Origin of the sequence: Paenibacillus puldeungensis (assembly GCF_042678945.1) — a bacterium.
Lineage (GTDB): Bacteria > Bacillota > Bacilli > Paenibacillales > Paenibacillaceae > Fontibacillus > Fontibacillus puldeungensis.
On record NZ_JBHTLM010000028.1, the window covers coordinates 33,589 to 54,097 of the forward strand.

19 protein-coding genes are annotated in these 20,509 nt (G+C 49.9%); all 19 read left to right on the top strand.

Going from position 1 to position 20,509, the window contains the following annotated elements; all coding sequences use genetic code 11:
• Positions 1-17 precede the first annotated feature (17 nt).
• On the top strand, positions 18-1,451 hold the full coding sequence (tilS, locus tag ACFQ3W_RS23840) for a tRNA lysidine(34) synthetase TilS (RefSeq protein WP_379321729.1): 1,434 nt from the start codon (positions 18-20) through the stop codon (positions 1,449-1,451).
• A 75-nt stretch (positions 1,452-1,526) separates the two neighbouring features.
• On the top strand, positions 1,527-2,066 hold the full coding sequence (gene hpt / locus ACFQ3W_RS23845) for a hypoxanthine phosphoribosyltransferase (RefSeq protein WP_379321730.1): 540 nt from the start codon (positions 1,527-1,529) through the stop codon (positions 2,064-2,066).
• Between the two features lie 102 nt (positions 2,067-2,168).
• Positions 2,169-4,292, top strand: coding sequence for an ATP-dependent zinc metalloprotease FtsH (gene ftsH, locus ACFQ3W_RS23850; protein WP_379321731.1), 2,124 nt, complete (start codon positions 2,169-2,171; stop codon positions 4,290-4,292).
• A 747-nt stretch (positions 4,293-5,039) separates the two neighbouring features.
• Positions 5,040-5,978: a quinolinate synthase NadA gene (gene nadA / locus ACFQ3W_RS23855; protein WP_379321732.1), complete on the top strand. Its 939-nt coding sequence runs from the start codon at positions 5,040-5,042 to the stop codon at positions 5,976-5,978.
• Positions 5,979-6,016: 38 nt separating this feature from the next.
• On the top strand, positions 6,017-7,630 hold the full coding sequence (gene nadB, locus ACFQ3W_RS23860; protein WP_379321733.1) for an L-aspartate oxidase: 1,614 nt from the start codon (positions 6,017-6,019) through the stop codon (positions 7,628-7,630).
• Positions 7,620-8,486: a carboxylating nicotinate-nucleotide diphosphorylase gene (gene nadC / locus ACFQ3W_RS23865; RefSeq protein WP_379321734.1), complete on the top strand. Its 867-nt coding sequence runs from the start codon at positions 7,620-7,622 to the stop codon at positions 8,484-8,486. Before nadB ends, nadC begins: the two co-directional genes overlap by 11 nt.
• 5 nt (positions 8,487-8,491) lie before the next feature.
• Entirely contained in the window at positions 8,492-9,259 is a 768-nt protein-coding gene (locus ACFQ3W_RS23870) for a type III pantothenate kinase (RefSeq protein WP_379321735.1), read from the top strand.
• A 42-nt stretch (positions 9,260-9,301) separates the two neighbouring features.
• Positions 9,302-10,195, top strand: a complete 894-nt coding sequence (hslO, locus tag ACFQ3W_RS23875) for an Hsp33 family molecular chaperone HslO (protein ID WP_379321736.1) — start codon at positions 9,302-9,304, stop codon at positions 10,193-10,195.
• 244 nt (positions 10,196-10,439) lie between these two features.
• On the top strand, positions 10,440-11,378 hold the full coding sequence (gene cysK, locus ACFQ3W_RS23880) for a cysteine synthase A (RefSeq protein ID WP_379321737.1): 939 nt from the start codon (positions 10,440-10,442) through the stop codon (positions 11,376-11,378).
• Between the two features lie 169 nt (positions 11,379-11,547).
• Positions 11,548-13,164 (top strand): anthranilate synthase component I family protein, encoded by a 1,617-nt coding sequence (locus ACFQ3W_RS23885; protein WP_379321738.1) that lies wholly within the window; start codon positions 11,548-11,550, stop codon positions 13,162-13,164.
• 22 nt (positions 13,165-13,186) lie between these two features.
• A complete protein-coding gene (gene pabA / locus ACFQ3W_RS23890) occupies positions 13,187-13,768 on the top strand; it encodes an aminodeoxychorismate/anthranilate synthase component II (protein WP_379321739.1) in 582 nt (193 codons plus the stop codon).
• On the top strand, positions 13,765-14,667 hold the full coding sequence (locus ACFQ3W_RS23895) for an aminotransferase class IV (protein WP_379321740.1): 903 nt from the start codon (positions 13,765-13,767) through the stop codon (positions 14,665-14,667). Before pabA ends, ACFQ3W_RS23895 begins: the two co-directional genes overlap by 4 nt.
• Position 14,668: 1 nt before the next feature.
• Positions 14,669-15,505: a dihydropteroate synthase gene (folP, locus tag ACFQ3W_RS23900; protein ID WP_379321741.1), complete on the top strand. Its 837-nt coding sequence runs from the start codon at positions 14,669-14,671 to the stop codon at positions 15,503-15,505.
• Positions 15,506-15,532: 27 nt separating this feature from the next.
• Complete coding sequence (gene folB, locus ACFQ3W_RS23905; RefSeq protein WP_379321751.1) at positions 15,533-15,907, top strand: dihydroneopterin aldolase; 375 nt, start codon at positions 15,533-15,535, stop codon at positions 15,905-15,907.
• Positions 15,907-16,455 carry a 2-amino-4-hydroxy-6-hydroxymethyldihydropteridine diphosphokinase gene (folK, locus tag ACFQ3W_RS23910; protein WP_379321742.1) on the top strand — a complete coding sequence of 183 codons (549 nt, stop codon included), beginning with the start codon at positions 15,907-15,909 and terminating at the stop codon, positions 16,453-16,455. Before folB ends, folK begins: the two co-directional genes overlap by 1 nt.
• Complete coding sequence (locus ACFQ3W_RS23915) at positions 16,407-16,613, top strand: helix-turn-helix domain-containing protein (protein WP_379321743.1); 207 nt, start codon at positions 16,407-16,409, stop codon at positions 16,611-16,613. The genes folK and ACFQ3W_RS23915 overlap by 49 nt, the downstream gene beginning before the upstream one ends.
• 34 nt (positions 16,614-16,647) lie before the next feature.
• Positions 16,648-17,649: a tRNA dihydrouridine synthase DusB gene (dusB, locus tag ACFQ3W_RS23920; protein ID WP_379321744.1), complete on the top strand. Its 1,002-nt coding sequence runs from the start codon at positions 16,648-16,650 to the stop codon at positions 17,647-17,649.
• A 368-nt stretch (positions 17,650-18,017) separates the two neighbouring features.
• On the top strand, positions 18,018-18,494 hold the full coding sequence (greA, locus tag ACFQ3W_RS23925; RefSeq protein WP_379321745.1) for a transcription elongation factor GreA: 477 nt from the start codon (positions 18,018-18,020) through the stop codon (positions 18,492-18,494).
• A 132-nt stretch (positions 18,495-18,626) separates the two neighbouring features.
• Positions 18,627-20,126: a lysine--tRNA ligase gene (gene lysS / locus ACFQ3W_RS23930; protein WP_379321746.1), complete on the top strand. Its 1,500-nt coding sequence runs from the start codon at positions 18,627-18,629 to the stop codon at positions 20,124-20,126.
• Positions 20,127-20,509 lie beyond the last annotated feature (383 nt).

A 20,509-nucleotide genomic window follows, 5' to 3' on the forward strand; every position in this document is an offset into this window, starting at 1 on the left:
TGGAGAAGAAAAGGCCAATGAGAGAACTCATCATGCATCGTTTGGTGGAGCTCGTCCGTCGTACCGGCGCAGAGCAACGTCTTTGGTCCCCTGGGGACAGTATTGTCGTCGCCGTATCCGGAGGGCCCGATTCCACAGCCCTTTTGCATATAATGAAGGAAATTGCTGCGGACGGGGAGCTTGGACTAAAGCTGATATGTGCGCATGTCAACCATCGTTTGCGCGGCGGCGAATCGGAAAGGGATGCGGAGTTTGTCCGTGATTTGGCGCAGCAGCTAGGCATTCCCTTTGAGCTCGGTGACGTTGATGTGCCAGCTTATATGAAGGAAACCGGGAAAGGCATGGAGCTCGCGGCGCGGGAGAAAAGGTACGAATTTCTGCACCAGGTTGCGAGTAAGCACGGGGCTGTCTCGATTGCGCTAGCCCATCATGCCGACGATCAGGCCGAGACGGTCATTATGCGATTGCTGCGTGGGAGTGGTCCTTCCGGGCTTGCCGGCATTAAGATGAAGCGTAGTGAAAAAAATGTGGAACTTATCCGCCCTCTGCTTCGTATATACAAGGCGGAATTAGTGCAGGCATGTCAGGAATCCGGCATCGCCTATGTGGTCGATAGCAGCAACGAGTCGACCGCATATGCACGGAATTCGGTGCGGCTGGATGTATTGCCCTTTTTGGGGCAATATAATAGACAGCTTCCGGAATCACTCAATCGATTGGCCGAACTGATTGCTGCTGAGGACGATTATTTGCAGCAGGAGGCGTCTAAAGCGTATGCTAGGGTTGTCTACCTGGATAAGGGGAGTCCGGCGTTTAAAACGGCCTCTTTCGCCTCTTTACATGTTGCTTTACAACGGAGGTTGATTAAACTAATATTAAATTATCTGCCTCTACGTACGGAAGAAAACGATTTTGTCAAGGTAGAAGCGATACGTCAGGGTGCGGTTCAAGACCAGCCGACGACATGGAGCCTGGATCTTGGCAGCGGAGGACGCTGTTTGCGCGAGTACGATACGATCCGGTTCGTCCCGGCCATGGCGGAAAGTCAGATTCCTTACTATACATATTTAGTGGAACGTTTTCCGGCGGAAGTGTCTATTGCGGGCACCGGCCGAAGCTTGCGGTTGACTCGTTTGGAGTCCGGTAAAGAGCTCGTAAAAGTAAAGGCAGAGGGCAATCAAGAGGCATATTTTAATGCGGATGAGCTGATCTATCCGCTTACAGTACGTTCCCGGCTTCCCGGGGACGTGATGAAAGTGATGGGACTAAACGGCAGCAAAAAGGTAAAAGATATTTTCATTGATGCGAAAATACCTCCATCCGAGCGCTCCTGTATCCCGATGGTGACGGATGCTCATGGCCGGATATTATGGATCCCCGGTGTTCGCCGGTCGGCCATTGCGGCAGTGAATCCGCAAACGACTTCAGTTGTGCACATGGTTATGGTTTAACAAACGAGCCATTGCTTCATTAAAGGTTTATCGAAAGACTGGCATTCATAGTATAACGTAGGAGGTCTATTTATTTTGCAAAACGATATTCAGGAAATTCTGATCACTCGGGAACAAATTCAGGAGAAGGTTGCAGAGCTAGGAAAACAGCTTAGCAAGGAGTACGAAGGTCGTAATCCGTTAGTAATCTGCATCCTTAAAGGCGCTTTTATTTTTATGGCAGATTTGGTTAAAGAGATTACTGTACCGATGGAGCTTGATTTTATGGCGGTATCCAGCTATGGAGCTTCCACTCGCTCATCCGGTGAAGTGAAGATTATCAAGGATTTGGATACCTCCGTCGAGGGACGCGATATCCTGATCGTGGAGGATATTATTGATAGCGGGCTAACGCTCAGCTACTTGGTTGATGTACTGGAACGGCGGAAAGTAAAATCCATTAAAATCGTCACGCTGTTTGACAAACCAGCACGGCGCACGGTTAAATTGGAAGCCGATTTATCGGGATTTATCCTGCCGGACGCTTTCGTCGTCGGATATGGGCTGGACTATGCCGAGAAATACCGCAACCTCCCATACATCGGAGTATTAAAGCCTGAAATCTACACCAGCTAATTTCGTCGGCCAAGGGCCGAGTAACTGCCCGCAGACTGTTTTTTTGAAATGCTGTGAGCGGCTATGGTAAAATAACTTAAGGTTTTCGAGAGGAGGTAGGGGATGAATCGGTTCATCCGGAATTCTGGTTTTTATTTAATACTTTTCTTAGTCGTGGTGGGCATTGTCCAATTCCTCAACGGCGGACAAGAAGCAACCGTCACCCCTAGTTATACTGAATTGCGTCAGCAATTGAAGAATAACAACGTTGCTGAAGTTACCGGTAAATTTGACGGTTACGCCTATCTGGTAACCGGTAAGTATAGAGAAATCGTCGGGGACAGCAAGACGAAGAGCTTCTCTCTCTATATTCCTTATGATCCTAACGCGTTGAAGGAAATTACGGATTTGAGCGAGAAGAACGGCTTTGATGTTACTTGGAAGAAAATGCCGGGAGAGAGTATTTGGCTTACCTTCCTGACATCGATCGTACCACTCGCGATCATGTTCATTCTATTCTTCTTCCTGTTTAATCAAGCTCAGGGCGGCGGCGGCAAAGTGATGAACTTTGGGAAAAGCCGGGCTCGTCTCTATAATGAAGAGAAGAAGAAGGTTACCTTTGAGGACGTGGCAGGTGCCGACGAAGAGAAGCAAGAGCTTGTCGAAGTCGTTGAATTTTTGAAGGATCCACGGAAGTTCTCCGCGGTTGGTGCACGGATTCCGAAAGGTGTCTTGCTCGTAGGCCCTCCGGGTACCGGTAAAACATTGCTCGCCCGTGCGGTAGCAGGGGAAGCCGGAGTTCCTTTCTTCAGCATTTCCGGTTCCGATTTCGTGGAAATGTTCGTCGGGGTCGGTGCATCCCGGGTTCGTGATTTGTTCGAAAATGCGAAGAAGAATGCACCATGTATCATCTTTATCGATGAAATTGACGCTGTTGGTCGTCAGCGCGGCGCCGGTCTGGGCGGCGGTCATGACGAACGCGAACAGACGCTGAACCAGTTGCTCGTTGAAATGGACGGTTTCGGCGGAAACGAAGGTATTATCATTGTTGCGGCAACGAACCGCGCCGATATTCTTGACCCGGCGTTGCTGCGTCCGGGACGTTTCGACCGTCAGATTACGGTAGACCGTCCGGATGTTAAAGGCCGCGAAGCGGTACTTAGAGTACATGCGCGCAATAAGCCGTTAACGAAAGATGTACGTTTGGATGTTATCGCAAAACGCACGACCGGGTTTACCGGTGCCGATCTGGAGAACTTGCTGAACGAGGCTGCACTCCTTGCGGCGCGGCGGAACCGTAAAGATATTTCGATGCGTGAAGTGGATGAGGCGATTGACCGCGTCATTGTTGGTACTGAGAAACGCAGCCGCGTAATCAGTGAACGCGAGAAACGGATTGTTGCTTTCCACGAAGCGGGTCATACGATCGTAGGTTATTTCCTGGAACACGCAGATATGGTGCACAAAGTAACGATTATCCCTCGCGGACGTGCTGGCGGTTACGTTATCATGCTGCCGAAGGAAGACCGCATGCTCGTAACGAAGAACGAGCTGCTTGATAAAGTTACCGGGTTGCTAGGGGGCCGGGTTTCCGAAGAACTGTTCATCGGCGAGATCGGTACCGGGGCGTATAGCGACTTCCAGCAAGCGACGAGTATCGTGCGCAGCATGATCGTCGAATACGGGATGAGTGAAAAACTCGGACCGATGCAGTTTGGTACTTCGCAGGGTCAAGTATTCTTGGGCCGCGATATTGGCCATGAGCAGAACTACAGCGATCAGATCGCTTACGAAATCGATCAGGAAATGCAGCGTTTCATCAACGAATCGTATGAACGATGCAGAAAGCTGTTGACCGAGCACTCCAAAGAGGTTCATCTCATCGCCGAAACACTGCTTGAGGTTGAAACACTTGAGCTTGATCAAATCAAGCGGCTGATTGAAACCGGCAAGCTTAACGGAGATGACGATGCCAAAGGTGGCAGCGGCTCCTCAGAGCCTAGCGAGCCGACTATTGATAACATTGGAGACGTTCGCGTTCGCATTCAAGGGAAGACTGAAGATCCGGCTCCTACTGGAGCTGTCGGTGATATCCCGAACGATGTTCCGGAAGGAACAGCTAGCGACAAAACGAATGATCCTGTGGTCGATGCGCCGGAAGGCACTGTCAACACTGCCCCTGGTCAATCAGACCCTGAGGATCCTGATAAAGGACCAAGTAACGGCGGTAATACGCCAACGGTTTAAAACCCAATCAAGGCACAAAGCATCCGGGAAACGAATAGGTTTCCCGGATTTTTTTCGTTTTGTGCAGATTATGACAAGTCACGCCCACCTTTCGGTGAGCCTTTCGGCGCCCCTCTTTTTAAACTAACTGCACTTTGTACAGCTATTTTGCCCCTTTTTCCGGAATGGGAGAGGTTAGTTGCAGAAAGTACATTTAAATGAGCTTACTAGTCGGATTAACGAGAAAACCAGTGCTTTTAAATGTATAAAATGCAACTAATACTAAAAAACACCAAGTATTTTCTAAATTAGATGCACTTTTTCCACTTAAATCCCGACCACGAGCGCGTACTGTGGTTTATCGAATTGCGTATGCAACAAAGTCAGCTTCTTCCACATCCCTTACTGCAAATAGGAGAAGGCTGTGATGAACAAACTAATGTTACCGATGATCGCACCGCACAATAAGAAGTTCGGCATTGTTGAAACGAAAAAATAACGGAGCGAAAAAGATCATTTCATGCAGAAAAGCCATGATTGTTCCGTATCCGGCGAAAAACAGGTGCAAATGGCGTGTTCTACCGTTTTGGCTGATTGACAGTGTCTCCTAGCTTGTGTAAATTAGTTGGTAAACACCGTGTGAAATTTAAAACGTTCTTGCCGTTTCACGCAGGATTTGCATAAAGGGCAGCCCGAGCAGGGCCGATGATTCGAGGAACCGCGGCTAATAAAGAAAAATAAGCAGCGCATAAGGGGGAGGAATTACTGGTGGAGGCTCAAGCACTGGAGCGAAAAGCGGAAATGAACCGTGAGCTGCGGGAAAAGCTGGTCCAGCTAAAAAAGGAACGCAACGCAATCATTTTGGCACATTATTATCAACGTGATGAAATTCAGGAGGTTGCCGATTTTAGGGGCGATTCTTTTTTGCTTGCCCAGAAGGCGGCTTCAACCGATGCGGAAACGATTGTGTTCTGCGGGGTGCATTTTATGGGGGAAAGCGCTAAGATTTTGGCTCCAAGCAAAACGGTGCTGATCCCCGATGAACGGGCCGGATGCCCGATGGCGGATATGGTGAATGTGGACGGACTTCGTAAGCTGAAGGCTCAGCATCCGAACGCCAAGGTCGTTACCTACATCAACTCTTCGGCTGAAATTAAAGCGGAGACGGATATTTGCTGTACATCCTCAAATGCGGTCAAAGTTATTAATTCCGTAGATGCCGATGAAATTATTTGGGTGCCAGATAAAAACTTGGGCCATTACGTCCAACAGCATACCGACAAGAAGCTCATTATTTGGGAAGGCTACTGCAACACCCACGATATGCTGACAGTCAAAGATGTCGTTGAAATGAAGGCGAAATATCCGAACGCCGAGTTTGTTGTACACCCGGAATGCCGTCCGGAAGTGGTGGAAATGGGTGATTTTGTTGGAAGCACTACGGCGATTTTGGATTACTGTAAACAATCCTCCTGCCAGGAGTTCATCGTCGGTACGGAGGACGGAACTGGATACCAGCTCCGCAAGGACAGTCCGGAAAAAGCGTTCCATTTTGCTACCAAGTTTCTCGTTTGTCCGAACATGAAAGTCAACAACCTGAAGAAATTAGTTAAATGTCTGGAAACGATGCAGCCGCAGATTTACGTACCACCTGCCGTTGCCGATAAAGCCAGACTCTCCCTAGAGCGCATGCTGCAGGTTAAGTAGCATGCGCTACTCTCTTGTCTAAAGATAGGTGACGGATTGTGATTCCACAATATTTGGTTGATTTTGATTTAAGCAAGCTGCCGGTCGTCGATACGGATGTCATTGTTATTGGATCGGGGATTGCCGGCCTTTTTACGGCGATAAAGGCAAGTGAACACGCCCGTGTGATTATGGTAACCAAAAAAGCGCTGCTGGAAAGCAATACAAGATATGCGCAGGGCGGTATTGCCGCCGTGATTTCAAAGGACGATTCCCCGGTCTACCATCGCCAGGACACATTGATGGCGGGAGCAGGGCTTTGCTCCTCGGCTGCGGTCGACATTCTGGTCAACGAAGGACCGGACGGGGTTAAAGAACTCATTAAGCTCGGCACAACATTCGATCTTGATAACGGCAAGCTCGCATTAACCAAAGAAGGGGCGCACAGTCACCGCCGCATTTTGCATGCGAACGGCGACGCAACGGGGTACGAGATCGTACGTGCTCTTTCCGAGCAGGTGGCGACCCACCCTAATATTGAGGTTTGGGATAACCATTATGTGATAGATCTTATTACCGAGGATAACGAATGCTTGGGCGCGCTTTTGCAGCGGCCGGATGGGCAAAGGGTATTCCTACGGGGGAATGCCACGATTCTCTGCTCAGGCGGTGCAGGACAACTGTACCGTTATACAACAAATCCCGAGGTGGCAACCGGGGATGGCGTAGCCATTGCTTATCGGGCAGGGGCCGTAGTCCGGGACACGGAATTCGTCCAATTCCATCCAACGTCCCTCTGCTACCCAGGAGCTCCGCGCTTCCTCATTTCCGAGGCCGTCCGCGGGGAAGGAGCCGTTCTGCGCAATATCAAAGGCGAGCGGTTCATGAATAAATACCATGAGCTGCTCGAGCTAGCTCCGCGGGATATCGTGGCGCGGGCAATTGTCAGCGAGATGGAACTAACTGGGGCAAATCATGTGTACTTGGATATTACGCATGAGGAACCGGAGACGGTGAAGCACCGTTTTCCGACGATATACCAGACTTGCATTGGATATGGGCTCGATATGACGACCGATTGGATTCCGGTAGCGCCGGCAGCGCATTATATGATGGGAGGCGTTCGCGTCGGTCATCACGGAGAGACGAGCGTAGAGCGGTTGTTTGCCTGTGGTGAAGTTTCATCAACAGGCGTGCACGGTGCGAACCGGCTGGCTAGCAACTCTTTGTCGGAAGCCGTGGTGTTCGGCCGTCGCATCGTGAAGCGGATCAGGGAGCTTAAGCCTCTCGAAAAAACCGGTACCGGCATATCCTATCAAGCTGCCCGTACAGGTACGCCTTCTGAAATTATAGAACGGCGCCTGGAACTGCAAAAGGTGATGGTACGCCGCGTGGGACTTCGCCGGAACGCCGAAGGGCTGAAAAAGGGGCTTGAGGAGCTGGAGCGGCAGCTGCCTATTTTCGGACAAGAGCTTACGACATGGGAGCATTTTGAATATGCCAATATGCTGAACTGTATCCTGCTGCTGACCAAATCGGCGTTAACGCGAGAAGAAAGCCGGGGCGGTCATTACCGCGAGGACTTCCCGAAACGGAACGACGAGAATTGGCGTAAGCACATTTTGTGGCAACGTGAAAAAGGAATGTTGGAGGAAGTTAGTGATGATGTTTAATGGATATAACGAAGCTTTGGTAGAGTCCATTCGTGGCTGGCTTAAGGAAGATGTGGGCTCGGGCGACATCACGACCGGAGTCACGATTCCGCACGGCCATGAGTCAAAAGGGATTATTCATGCCAAGCAGGACGGCATTATTGCCGGAATGCCGGTTGCGCAGCTCGTATTTGAGGTAGTGGATCCGGCACTTACATTTACGCCGCTCGTCAAGGACGGCCAATCCGTCACCAAAGGGGCGATTCTTGCGGAAGTAGAAGGAAGCACACACAGCATTTTGACTGGTGAACGGCTTGCCTTGAATTTATTGCAACGCTTATCGGGGATTGCAACACGGACAAGATCGTTCGTGGATGCTTTGGGGGGACTGCCTACCCGGCTCGTTGATACCCGCAAAACAACACCTGGTCACCGTATGCTCGAAAAATATGCCGTGCGCACGGGAGGCGGTGCCAATCACCGCTTCGGGCTGTACGACGCCGTGATGATCAAGGATAATCATATTAAAGGGGCCGGCGGTATTGCGCAAGCGGTTAGCCGTGCCCGGGCCAACATTCCGCATACGATGACGATCGAGGTGGAAACGGAAAGCCTGGAGCAAGTGGGGGAAGCGCTGAAGGCTGGAGTCGACATCATCATGCTGGATAATATGGCACCTGATTTGATGAAAGAAGCGGTGAAGCGGATCAAGGCAAAAGCGCCGCATGTAACGGTCGAGGCTTCAGGCAACGTTTCGCTAAACACGATCCGCGGGATCGCGGAGTGCGGCGTAGACGTCATTTCCGTAGGACGGTTGACGTACTCTTTTGAAAGCCTGGATATCAGTCTCGATCTGAATGAAAAAAAGGAGGGCTAACGGGCATGTTCCTTGTAGTCGATGTGGGGAATACGAATATCGTACTCGGGATTTACAAGGGGCGGGAGCTGCTCCATCATTTCCGAATTGGCACCAACCGTCAGGCAACGGTCGATGAATACGGGGTGCTCATTCACAACCTGTTTCAAATGTCGCACATTCACGAGAGTGAAATCGAGGGAGTTGTGATTTCCTCGGTAGTTCCGCCACTTATGCATGTTCTGGAGGAGCTGTGCGTGAAATATTTGCAGCGGAAACCGCTAATCGTAGGTCCGGGGATCAAAACCGGACTTAATCTCCGTTACGAAAATCCGCGTGAGGTTGGGGCGGACCGGATCGTGAATGCCGTTGCGGCAATCGATCAGTACGGGGGCCGTCCGCTTGTCGTTGTCGATTTTGGCACAGCCACCACGTTTGATTGCATCGACGAGCAGGGGAACTATCTCGGCGGAGCGATCGTGCCAGGGATAGGCATTTCCACCGAAGCGTTGTATCAGCGTGCCTCCAAGCTGCCGCGCATTGAGCTTGAGAAGCCGAAGAAGGTCATCGGCCGCAATACGGTGCATGCGATGCAGGCGGGCATCATTTTTGGGTACGCCGGTCAGGTTGATGGCATCGTGGAGCGGATTCGCCATGAGATGAAAGCACAGCCGAAGGTCATTGCAACCGGCGGGTTGGCCGAGCTCATTGCCAGCGAGACGCGCACGATTGAAGAAGTGAACCCAAGGCTGACGCTGGAGGGTTTACGGATTATTTATGAACGCAACCAATAAGATTACAATGGGTATACTTCATGGAAAAGGAGGTCTATCGCTATGGATCAGAACACCAAGCAAGATCGTTTAGTTCGCGGAATTGCGCTGGACGGTAAGGTTCGCGCTTTCGCAGTACGGACAACCAACCTTGTAGAGGAACTGCGTCGCAGGCACGATACGTATCCCACTGCCACGGCTGCTTTTGGGCGGACGTTAACCGCCGCTGCGATGATGGGGGCTATGCTTAAGGGCGACGAGAAACTAACGGTTCAGGTCAAAGGCGACGGACCGATCGAACAAATCGTAGTTGATGCTAATGCTAAGGGAGAAGTTCGCGGCTACGTCAAAAATCCACATGTACAGCTGCCAAGCAACAGTCAAGGGAAGCTGGACGTCAGGGGCGCGGTTGGGACAACCGGCTTCATCCACGTGACGAAGGATTTGGGCCTAAAAGAGCCGTATCGTGGAAGCGTTCCTCTCATTTCCGGCGAGCTTGGCGAAGATTTTACATATTATTTTGCCATTTCGGAGCAAACGCCTTCGGCCGTAGGCCTTGGGGTGCTGGTAGATGTTGATAGCTCCGTCATTGTAGCCGGCGGTTTTATCATTCAACTGCTGCCTGGACTAAGCGATGCGGAGATCACCAAAATCGAGCAGGCGGTCGGGCAACTTCCGCCGGTAACAGCGCTTCTTGATCAAGGGCTGGAACCTGAGGAGATGCTGAGTTGGATCGTGCCGGATGTTAAGGTGCTGGAGGAGATGGACATTGTATTCTCCTGCCATTGCAATCGGGATAGAGTAGAGCGGACCTTAATCAGTTTGGGTAAGCATGAGCTTGAGAACCTTCGCGATGAGGACGAAGAGGTAGAGGTCGTTTGCGATTTTTGCAACGAGCCTTACGTATTCAATAAAGAGGACATTGCCAACCTCATCTTAAGAATCGAAAATAAGTGATGGGCGGTTAGCCCTACATTGAAATACTTTGCGAACTGGGCTAAATTCCTAGTAAGCAAAGTATTTTTTGTGACTTTCTTGACAATGGGGATTGAGGTTGCTAAGATAATAGTTAGAAAACCAACTTAATTACTCGGATATAAATGAAAGCATGATCGACAGCACATCCTATAACCTCGGACTTTCATTTTGGACGGCAAGCACTACTTAGAGTTAATTTTTATCCAAAGGGAGGATATTTGATATGGCAAAAGTCGTAAACAACGTAACTGAACTAATCGGCGGAACCCCGCTGGTTCGTTTGAACCGGATTGTCCCGGAGGACAGCGCGGAAATCTATGTGAAATTGGAATACCAAAACCCGGGCTCCAGCGTGAAGGACCGCATTGCTTTTAGCATTGTCGAGGAAGCGGAGAAAGCGGGCAAGCTTAAGCCAGGCGGTACGATTATTGAAGCAACGAGCGGCAATACCGGCATCGGACTTGCTATGGTAGCTGCGGCGAAGGGATATAAAGCGGTTATTGTTATGCCTGAAACGATGAGCCTTGAACGTCGCAACCTGCTGCGTGCTTATGGTGCCGAACTTGTGCTTACCCCAGGGGCGGAAGGCATGAACGGCGCGGTGAAGAAAGCGGAAGAGCTGCTTGCTGCAAATCCGGATTATTTCTTGGCCGACCAGTTCAGAAGTGCCGCAAACGTAAAGATTCACCGTGAAACTACAGGTCCGGAAATCGTTGAAGCGATTGAGTCGCTGGATGGCAAGCTGGATGCCTTCATAGCGGGGATCGGTACGGGCGGTACGATCAGCGGCGCTGGTGAAGTACTGAAGAAACGTTTCCCTGAGTTGAAAATCTACGCAGTAGAGCCGGCGGCTTCACCGATTTTGTCAGGTGGTAAACCAGGTCCGCACAAGATTCAAGGCCTCGGCGCTAACTTTATTCCGGAAATATTGAACCGGGAAATTTACGATGAAATTATCCATGTGGAGAATGATGAAGCGTTTGAACAAGCGCGTACAGTCGCTAAGCAGGAAGGCATCCTGTCGGGTATTTCATCCGGCGCTGCCGTGTTTGCTGCACTCAAAGTAGCTAAGCAGCTTGGCAAAGGCAAACGCGTCGTTGCCATTATTCCTAGTAACGGGGAACGTTATCTTAGCACTCCACTTTACAATTTTGAGGCTTAATTTCTTACAAATGAAGTCAGACTAATGATTCCGACAGGATGATGAAAGGCCCTACGGTTCCTCCAAGGACACCGCGGGGTCTTTTTGTTTGAAAGATGTTCAAAGGGACAAGCTTTTAGTATACTAGCTAGCAACAAAGTTATTTTAAATTTGGAGGTTCTAGCGGCTGATGGAAACGATCACGACATGGGGGTACTGGAGGGGATGGGCTGAAGAAGGTTCCTGGACGATGCTCCCCTATGTCCTTAAGAGCAAAACGGCGGCTCATTTGCCCGACAACTGGAAGGAGACGTGGGAAAAAGCAGGCCCGTACTCTTTTGTTCTAGAGAGCGGAAAAAGCGGGCGGTATACGTTTCTCGGCTTGAACCCTGTATCTGTCATTCGCGGCAAGGGGAACGCTGCGGATATTCATGATCTTCGAACGGGTACTTTATCCAAGGTACATGGAAAGCCGTTAAAACTGCTGCAGGAGTGGCTGGCTCCCTTTCGTTCACCCAGTTTACCGGGTCTACCTAAATTCAGCGGCGGGGCCGTTGGTTTTCTTGCTTATGACGTTGTCCGCTCGTTGGAGCGGCTTCCGAGGCTGGCCAAGGATGACCTTGGACTAGACGACTACGTGTGGATGCGCATGGAAGAGCTGTACGTCGTGGATCATCAGGAAGGGGACGTTTATTTCATCGTACATTGTCCGGTTAATATACAAGGGAATGAGGCGCAATGGGAGGAGAAGGCTTGGCAAAAATGTGATGCCACTCAAGGTCACCTGGAAAAAGCCTCTGCCGACAGCCTGCGTACCAAATATATGGAGGCTGAGCGGCTTGCCCATCAAATGAGCCGACGCTGGGAACAGACTGTTCGTTACGGGGAAGGGAGGCCGGTGAATTCGACGGAGCCCTGGATTCCTAAAAAACTGCCTACTGCTTCAATAATAGAGCCTGATTTCGGTGGCTCCAGCTCGTCCATTTCTCAGGAGAATTTTGAGGAAGCTGTCAGACGGGTCCAACGATACATTACTGCTGGCGATGTGTTTCAGGTAAACCTGTCGCTGCGCCAGGGGATGCCGATGCAGACGTCGCCAGAACGGGTCTATGAACAGCTTCGCGCCCTCAACCCTTCTCCATATATGGGTATGCTCCGATTTCCGGACTTCCAGCTGGTCTCGGCATCGCCCGAACTTCTGGTCAAGGTGGAGAAGGGACAAATCAGCACCCGCCCGATCGCCGGAACGCGACGGCGGGGTCATACACCGGATGAGGATGCCGCGATGGAAGAAGAGCTGCGGAGCAGCGAGAAGGAACAGGCTGAGCATATTATGCTTGTCGATCTGCTGCGCAATGATTTGGGGCGTGTGGCGAGGTACGGTACCGTTCAAGCCAGTGAGCTGTTTACGATCGAGCGCTATTCGCATGTCATGCATTTGGTATCCGAGGTCAGAGCTGACCTTCATCCGGACAAATCATTGTTCGATGTCATCGCCGCCGTGTTTCCAGGCGGTACGATTACCGGGGCACCGAAAGTGCGAACGATGGAGATTATTGAAGAATTGGAACCGGTGACCCGCGGCCCGTATACGGGCTCTATTGGGTGGATTGACTACAATGGTAATATGGAATTAAATATTATTATACGAACGCTGGTTGTGAAGGATGGAACCGGTTATATCCAAGCCGGTGCCGGGATCGTCATCGATTCGATTCCCTACCGCGAGTATAAGGAATGCCACAACAAAGCCAAAGCAATTGCCTTGGCGGTTCGAAGAAGCGTGAATCCGCAGGAGCAAAGATAGGACAGAGGAGATGAGACGAGACATGATTTTGGTTATCGATAACTATGATTCTTTTACGTATAACCTGGTGCAGTATTTAGGTGAGCTTGGTGAGGAAGTAACTGTCCGCCGCAACGATGAAATCGATCTTGCTGGCATTGAGGCTTTGCGCCCAGACTATATTTTAATTTCGCCGGGGCCTTGCACGCCGAATGAGGCAGGGATTACTCTGGATTTGATCGACCGCTTCAAAGGCGTTATTCCGATCTTCGGCGTATGCTTGGGTCATCAGGCGATTGGCCAAGCCTTCGGTGGCAAAGTGATTCGGGCCGAACGGCTCATGCACGGCAAGACATCACCGATTCACCATCAGGGACTATCGGTGTTCGCCGGTTTGCCTTCGCCCTTTACTGCAACACGCTATCATTCCCTTATTGTCGAGCGGGAAAGTCTTCCGGATTGCCTGGAGATTACCGCGGAGACGGAGGAAGGCGAAATTATGGGGCTGCGTCATAAAGAATATGCCGTAGAAGGTGTTCAATTCCATCCGGAATCGATTATTACCGAGCACGGACATCAAATGCTCCGCAATTTCCTGAGCCGAAAGGCGGAAGCGAAAGCATGAATTACATTGGGGTCAACGGAGTTCCGACCCCTTCTGCCGAAGCCGTGATTTCCGTAATGGATCACGGCTTCATGTACGGTATGGGGTTATTTGAGACGTTTCGGACATACGGTGGGAAGACTTTTTTATTGGAACGCCACATCGATCGCCTGCAAAACAGCTGCGCTCTACTTGGGATTCGCTTTGACGCAGACCTAACCCGGATCTCCTCTGAAATAACCGAATTGCTTCGTTTAAATGGACTGGATGAGGGATATATTCGTTATACTGTCTCCGCCGGCGAGGGGCCTTTAGGGCTCACGGACTCCGATTATATGAAGCCGACGGTTATCATTTACGTAAAGCCACTTCCTGAACCTCCAGCTGACCTTTATACTAAGGGCAAACAGCTGTGGAGATTGAATACCTGCCGGAATACACCGGAGGGCGAGGTGCGTTTCAAGTCGCTGCATTATATGAACAATATACTCGCAAAACGTGAGCTGGCGATGCTTGAACGGGAGGTCGGAAACGCCTCGCTCCTGGGCGGCGCTCCTCGCGAAGGGCTGCAACTCACCACGGAGGGTTGGCTGGCGGAGGGCATTGTCAGCAATTTATTTTTTGTGGCAAATGGCAAACTATATACACCCGAGATCGGAACAGGCATTCTGCCGGGAATTACCCGCGCTGTCGCTCTTGAACTTGCGGGCGAAGCAGGTTTGGAGCGGGAGGAAGGATTGTACATCTGGGACGAGCTGGTCCTGGCGGATGAAGTATTTCTGACTAATTCGATACAGGAAATTGTTCCAGTGACGATGCTTGTGGAGCCGGGGAGAGGACATTACATCGTTTCAGATGGACGGATTGGTCCGGTTACGCAAAAGCTGCTGGATAAGTATAGGGCAAAAGGGATGAAATGAAATGAAACCAACGATATATAAACGAAGCTATCCGTTCAAAGATATGACATTAACTTTAGGGGAACGGACGCTGGTTATGGGGATTCTAAACGTTACCCCGGACTCTTTTTCGGATGGAGGTCAGTTCAACAGTGTGGACCGTGCACTACGCCATGCTGAGGAGATGATAAAGGACGGGGCCGATATCATAGATGTTGGCGGTGAATCTACTCGTCCGGGGCACGAACCGGTAGGAGAGCAGGAGGAGCTGGAACGCGTCATTCCGGTCGTAGAGGCATTGCATCGGGAATTGCCGCATGTCCCCATTTCGGTGGATACATACAAGGCGAAGGTAGCTGAAGCGTCACTACGGGCCGGCGCGCACATCATCAACGACGTTTGGGGATTTAAAGCGGATGCGAAAATGGCCCAGGTAGCCGCCGAATTCGGCTGCCCTGTTATTTTAATGCACAACCGGCACGACCGTAATTATACGGATTTGGTGAAAGATGTTAGCGTCGATTTAATGGAAAGTGTCCAATTGGCCAAAAAAGCCGGGGTTTCAGAAGAAATGATCATCCTCGATCCGGGCATCGGCTTCGCCAAAGATTATCATGAGAATCTCCGTGTCATGCAGGAGCTGGATCGACTGGCCGAGCTGGGTTATCCGCTTCTGCTTGGCACGTCACGCAAAAGATTTATCCGTACCGCTTTGGATCTGCCTGTAGATGAGGTGGTCATGGGTACAGCCGCCACAGTAGCGCTAGGGATTGCGCAGGGCTGCCAAATTGTCCGGGTGCATGATGTGAAGGAGATCAAGCAGACGGCTCAAATGTGCGATGCGATTATGTATGTATAGACTTTGTCTGGAAAAGGAGATGACATGATGGACAAAATGGTACTGAGGCGCATGGAATATTACGGATATCACGGCGTTTTTGATGAGGAGCGGAAGCTGGGTCAGCGTTTCTACGTCGATCTGGAGCTGGAGCTCGATTTGCAGGAAGCCGGAACAACTGACGATCTGAATAAAACGGTAAATTATGCCGAAATCCATGAACTTATCAAACAAATTGTCGAGCGAAAAAGCTTCAAATTAATCGAGGCGCTTGCTGAGTATATTGCATCCTCCGTTTTAGGCACTTATACTAGGGTAGATGCCCTAACGGTGAAGGTGACGAAGCCGCACCCTCCGTTCGATATTCATTTTGAAGGCGTGACGGTGGAAATCCGCCGTACCAGAAAGCGTGATGGCCATTGATGAACACATCTTCCACCTCTGAAGCTTCAGAGGCTTATATTGCTTTAGGGGCTAATCTTGGGGACCGGGAAGCCACCTTAATCGAGGCGATCACCCGGCTTGATGCGCATCCAGCCATCAAAGTGTTGCGTTGCTCAAACCTGTATGAGACCGATCCGGTCGGTTATCTCGACCAGCCTTGTTTTGTAAATATGGCACTTGCGCTGCAAACCACCCTTGACCCGGAATCCCTTCTGTCGGTGATGCTGGATATCGAAAACGGGCTAGGGCGGGAGCGAATTATACGCTATGGACCTCGGACGGTAGACCTGGATTTGTTATGGGCCTGTGGCAAGGAACTCCATACACCAATACTAACGCTGCCTCATCCGCGGATGATGGAACGAGCATTTGTGCTTATCCCTCTGGCCGACATCGTTCCGAAGGAGGAGCCCTCGGGGTTGTATGAGCGCATTCAGGGTGCCTTACATGTTATCGATGGAAAGGAAGGCGTCCGGTTTTGGAAAACATGCACCTGGCACAGCGAATCCGCGCTTTCCGAAAACTGAAGGGTTATACGCAGCAGCAGCTTGCGGAGAAATCAGGCGTTTCCCTTGCAGTCCTCGGAGCGTTGGAGAGGGGAAATCGACGTGCGGATGATCAAATTTTAAATAAAATTGCAAATAATCTCGAAATTACACTCGCGGAGCTAAAGCCCGAGAAATAAAGTTTTGCGTATAAAATAAAAGGAGGAAACCATCATGCTGAAAATCGGCGATATTGAAATGAAAAATCAGGTTGTGCTCGCGCCGATGGCGGGCGTCTGCAATCCGGCCTTTCGGCTGATTGCCAAAGAATTCGGGACCGGGCTTGTCTGCGCCGAGATGGTTAGCGACAAGGCGATCCTTCACGGCAACAAACGGACTCAGGAGATGTTGTTTGTCGATGAGCGGGAGAAGCCGCTCAGCTTGCAAATTTTTGGCGGGGACCGGGAATCGCTTGTCGAAGCGGCGAAGGTTGTCGATCAGGAGACAAATGCCGATATTATCGATATTAATATGGGCTGCCCTGTGCCAAAAGTGACAAAATGCGATGCAGGTGCACGTTGGCTGCTTGAACCGAATAAAATTTTTGAGATGGTATCAGCTGTAGTGGATGCTGTCAGCAAGCCGGTTACCGTAAAAATGCGGATTGGCTGGGATGCCGAACACATTTACGTGATTGACAATGCGAAAGCCGTCGAGGCGGCGGGTGGCAAAGCCGTTAGTGTTCACGGGCGTACGCGGGAGCAGCTTTACGCAGGAAAAGCGGACTGGGATTACATCAGACAGGTCAAAGAAGCGGTATCGATACCCGTGATTGGCAATGGAGATGTAGCTACGCCGGAGGATGCGAAGCGGATGCTGGAACAAACCGGCTGCGATGGTGTCATGATCGGTCGGGGAGCTTTAGGCAACCCGTGGATGCTGTACCGGACTGTTGAATATCTGAAGACGGGGATTTTGTTGCCTGAACCTGAGGCGAGCGAAAAAATCCGGATTGCTATCTTGCACATGGACCGCCTTGCGGCAATTAAGGGAGAGCATGTGGCCGTTCGCGAAATGCGCAAGCATTTGGCCTGGTATTTGAAAGGTCTTAAAGGAGCCGCTCGCGTAAAGGATCTCATTATGGAAGAAACGAAACGCGATGAAATGGTGAGAATCCTCGATAATTTTGTTGCTGAATTAGCGGCGGAATCATCTCAAGATGTGGTTTCTGCCTAATGGACCGCTTTCTGAGCGGTTCTTCTTTAATAGAACCTGTGTTCTTCATGAAACGTTTACATTTGTAAAATCGGGTGTCATTGACATTTGGGAATGGTTCACCTATAATTTCACAGTATAAATTCGCCTCAGGAGTTAACTTCCAAAAAATATGGGTTGGTCTGACCATACCATAAGATTGCATATGATCTTCTCAATGAAACGTGATTTTACATGATGTTGCCAGAGTGGGGGATTCAAAGCGCCTTTGTGGCAATGGAAAGGCAAATGGACGTTTCCTGACTAGGAAGTTCATTTCCCAGAAGCGGTTTCGGGTGATTAGCACGTACCGTGCGAAAATTATTTCCATGACAGGAGAATCGGTTGAGATGAGTGATAAAGAAGTTATTCTTACACAGGACGGTCTAAAAAGACTGGAGGAAGAATTAGAGAACCTTAAATCCGTTAAACGTCGTGAGGTTGCTGAGCGGATCAAGGTTGCAATCGGGTACGGGGATATCAGCGAAAACTCAGAGTATGAGGATGCCAAGAATGAACAGGCTTTTATTGAAGGGCGCATTATTACTCTTGAGAAAATGCTGCGGAATGCTCGGATCATCAATAACGACGAGATTGATACTGATACCGTAAGCATCGGCTCGATCGTAACGGTAGAGGATCTGGAGTTCGGTGACACGATGGAATATGCGATTGTAGGGACTGCGGAATCCGATCCGATGCAGAATAAAATATCAAATGAGAGCCCTGTGGGCAAAGCTATTTTAGGGAAGAAAAAAGGCGCCACCGTTGATGTGAACGTTCCAGCGGGCGTAATTCAATATAAAATTGTAGATATCAAAAAGTAAGCCGGAATTAGCGACTGAAGAAGCTTCCCCCGCGGGAGCTTCTTCTTTCACTGTTTTTTCTCGGTTTAGGTTAAACGGCTTTCGCGAAGAAGGGGGCCATCAAATATAAGCTTGTAAGGAGTGGAACACATAATGAGCGAGGAACAAAACAACCAGGAAGCCGTTGAAATAAGCGAGCTGCTGCAGATTCGCCGAGACAAATTGGACGAGCTGCGTGGACTCGGGATTGACCCTTTTGGTCACAAGTATGTGCGTACCCATATGGCGGGAGATATTGTTCGGGACTATGACGGGCTGACGAAAGAAGAATTGGAAGAGAAGCATGTAGAAGTGTCGATCGCAGGGCGCATTATGGCCAAACGCGGTATGGGCAAGGCAAGTTTTGCTCATCTTCAGGACCTCTCCGGCAAAATCCAGATTTATGTTCGGAAGGATACCGTGCCTGAAGTCAAATATGACGCGTTTACTATGCTGGACCTTGGCGATATCGTGGGCGTCACGGGCGAGGTTTTCAAAACAAAAACGGGTGAAACGACCATTAAAGTCAAAGATCTCGAGATTTTGTCCAAATCGCTTTATCCGCTGCCGGACAAGTACCATGGTCTGAAAGACGTGGAGCTTCGCTATCGTCAACGCTACGTTGACCTGATCGTCAATCCGGAAGTTCAGCAGACGTTTATTAATCGTTCCCGAATCATTCAATCTATGCGGCGGTACCTGGATGGCCTCGGTTATTTGGAAGTGGAAACTCCTACGCTGCACAATATTGCTGGCGGTGCTGCTGCCCGTCCGTTTATTACGCATCACAATGCTCTAGATATGCAGCTGTATTTGCGTATTGCTATTGAACTTCACTTGAAACGGCTTATTGTAGGTGGGCTGGAAAAGGTATACGAGATCGGTCGTGTGTACCGGAACGAAGGTGTTTCAACACGTCACAACCCGGAATTCACTTTGATTGAATTGTATGAGGCCTATGCGGATTACAAGGATATCATGAACTTGACGGAAAACCTGATTGCTCATATTGCACAAGACGTACTCGGAACGCAGGTCATTCAGTATCAAGGACAGGAAATCGACTTGACTCCACATTGGCGTCGTGTCTCGATGGTCGATGCGGTTAAAGAAGTAACTGGTGTCGACTTCGGCGTACAAATGAGCAACGAAGAAGCACATCGCCTGGCTAAGGAACATAAAGTTCCTGTAGAGCCACACATGACGTTTGGGCACATTTTGAACGCGTTCTTCGAGCAGTTTGTAGAGGAGACCCTGATCCAGCCTACGTTTGTTTACGGCCATCCGGTGGAAATCTCGCCGCTTGCCAAGAAGAATGAAGAGGATCCGCGCTTCACGGACCGGTTTGAATTATTCATTGTAGCTCGCGAGCATGCAAATGCCTTCTCGGAGCTCAACGACCCGATCGATCAACGTCAACGTTTCGAGGCTCAGCTGTTGGAACGCGAGCAAGGTAACGATGAGGCTCAGGAAATGGATGAGGACTTCATTCACGCACTAGAATACGGAATGCCGCCAACAGGTGGACTTGGCATTGGTGTAGACCGTTTGGTTATGCTGCTTACCGATGCAGCTTCAATCCGTGACGTATTACTGTTCCCTCATATGCGCTAAAAGATATAATGAAGCAAGCTTGGCTTTAGGTTGAGCTTGCTTTTGTTTTGCTTGTATAAGGGGTGTTGTAGGGTATGGGTAAAATTGGTTTGAGCAAATTAAGCTAAATGGGTTGCGCAGGGGGAGAAAAGATGATATATTATAAATCCGGTCGTTATTCGGAGGCGTTATTGATCAGACAGCTTAAAACTTCAGAAAAAATAATGCTTGCAAAATAGCGCCGGACATGATATAGTATAAGAGTTGCCGCCGAAAAAACGGTAACAAAAAGAAACGAAGTTGATCTTTGAAAACTGAACAACGAGTGAGTATTAAAAGAGAATTAATTTCTCGTCAGTACGAAATGAGCTAATCGCTCTAAAATAAAGCATCAAAACTTTATT

Bases quoted from the DNA above. Each gene is read 5' to 3' on its own strand.
- tilS (WP_379321729.1), top strand. From the start codon at position 18: ATGAGAGAACTCATCATGCATCGTTTGGTGGAGCTCGTCCGTCGTACC.
- ftsH (WP_379321731.1), top strand. From the start codon at position 2,169: ATGAATCGGTTCATCCGGAATTCTGGTTTTTATTTAATACTTTTCTTA.
- nadC (WP_379321734.1), top strand. From the start codon at position 7,620: ATGATGTTTAATGGATATAACGAAGCTTTGGTAGAGTCCATTCGTGGC.
- ACFQ3W_RS23870 (WP_379321735.1), top strand. From the start codon at position 8,492: ATGTTCCTTGTAGTCGATGTGGGGAATACGAATATCGTACTCGGGATT.
- hslO (WP_379321736.1), top strand. From the start codon at position 9,302: ATGGATCAGAACACCAAGCAAGATCGTTTAGTTCGCGGAATTGCGCTG.
- cysK (WP_379321737.1), top strand. From the start codon at position 10,440: ATGGCAAAAGTCGTAAACAACGTAACTGAACTAATCGGCGGAACCCCG.
- ACFQ3W_RS23885 (WP_379321738.1), top strand. From the start codon at position 11,548: ATGGAAACGATCACGACATGGGGGTACTGGAGGGGATGGGCTGAAGAA.
- pabA (WP_379321739.1), top strand. From the start codon at position 13,187: ATGATTTTGGTTATCGATAACTATGATTCTTTTACGTATAACCTGGTG.
- ACFQ3W_RS23895 (WP_379321740.1), top strand. From the start codon at position 13,765: ATGAATTACATTGGGGTCAACGGAGTTCCGACCCCTTCTGCCGAAGCC.
- folP (WP_379321741.1), top strand. From the start codon at position 14,669: ATGAAACCAACGATATATAAACGAAGCTATCCGTTCAAAGATATGACA.
- folB (WP_379321751.1), top strand. From the start codon at position 15,533: ATGGACAAAATGGTACTGAGGCGCATGGAATATTACGGATATCACGGC.
- folK (WP_379321742.1), top strand. From the start codon at position 15,907: ATGAACACATCTTCCACCTCTGAAGCTTCAGAGGCTTATATTGCTTTA.
- dusB (WP_379321744.1), top strand. From the start codon at position 16,648: ATGCTGAAAATCGGCGATATTGAAATGAAAAATCAGGTTGTGCTCGCG.
- greA (WP_379321745.1), top strand. From the start codon at position 18,018: ATGAGTGATAAAGAAGTTATTCTTACACAGGACGGTCTAAAAAGACTG.
- lysS (WP_379321746.1), top strand. From the start codon at position 18,627: ATGAGCGAGGAACAAAACAACCAGGAAGCCGTTGAAATAAGCGAGCTG.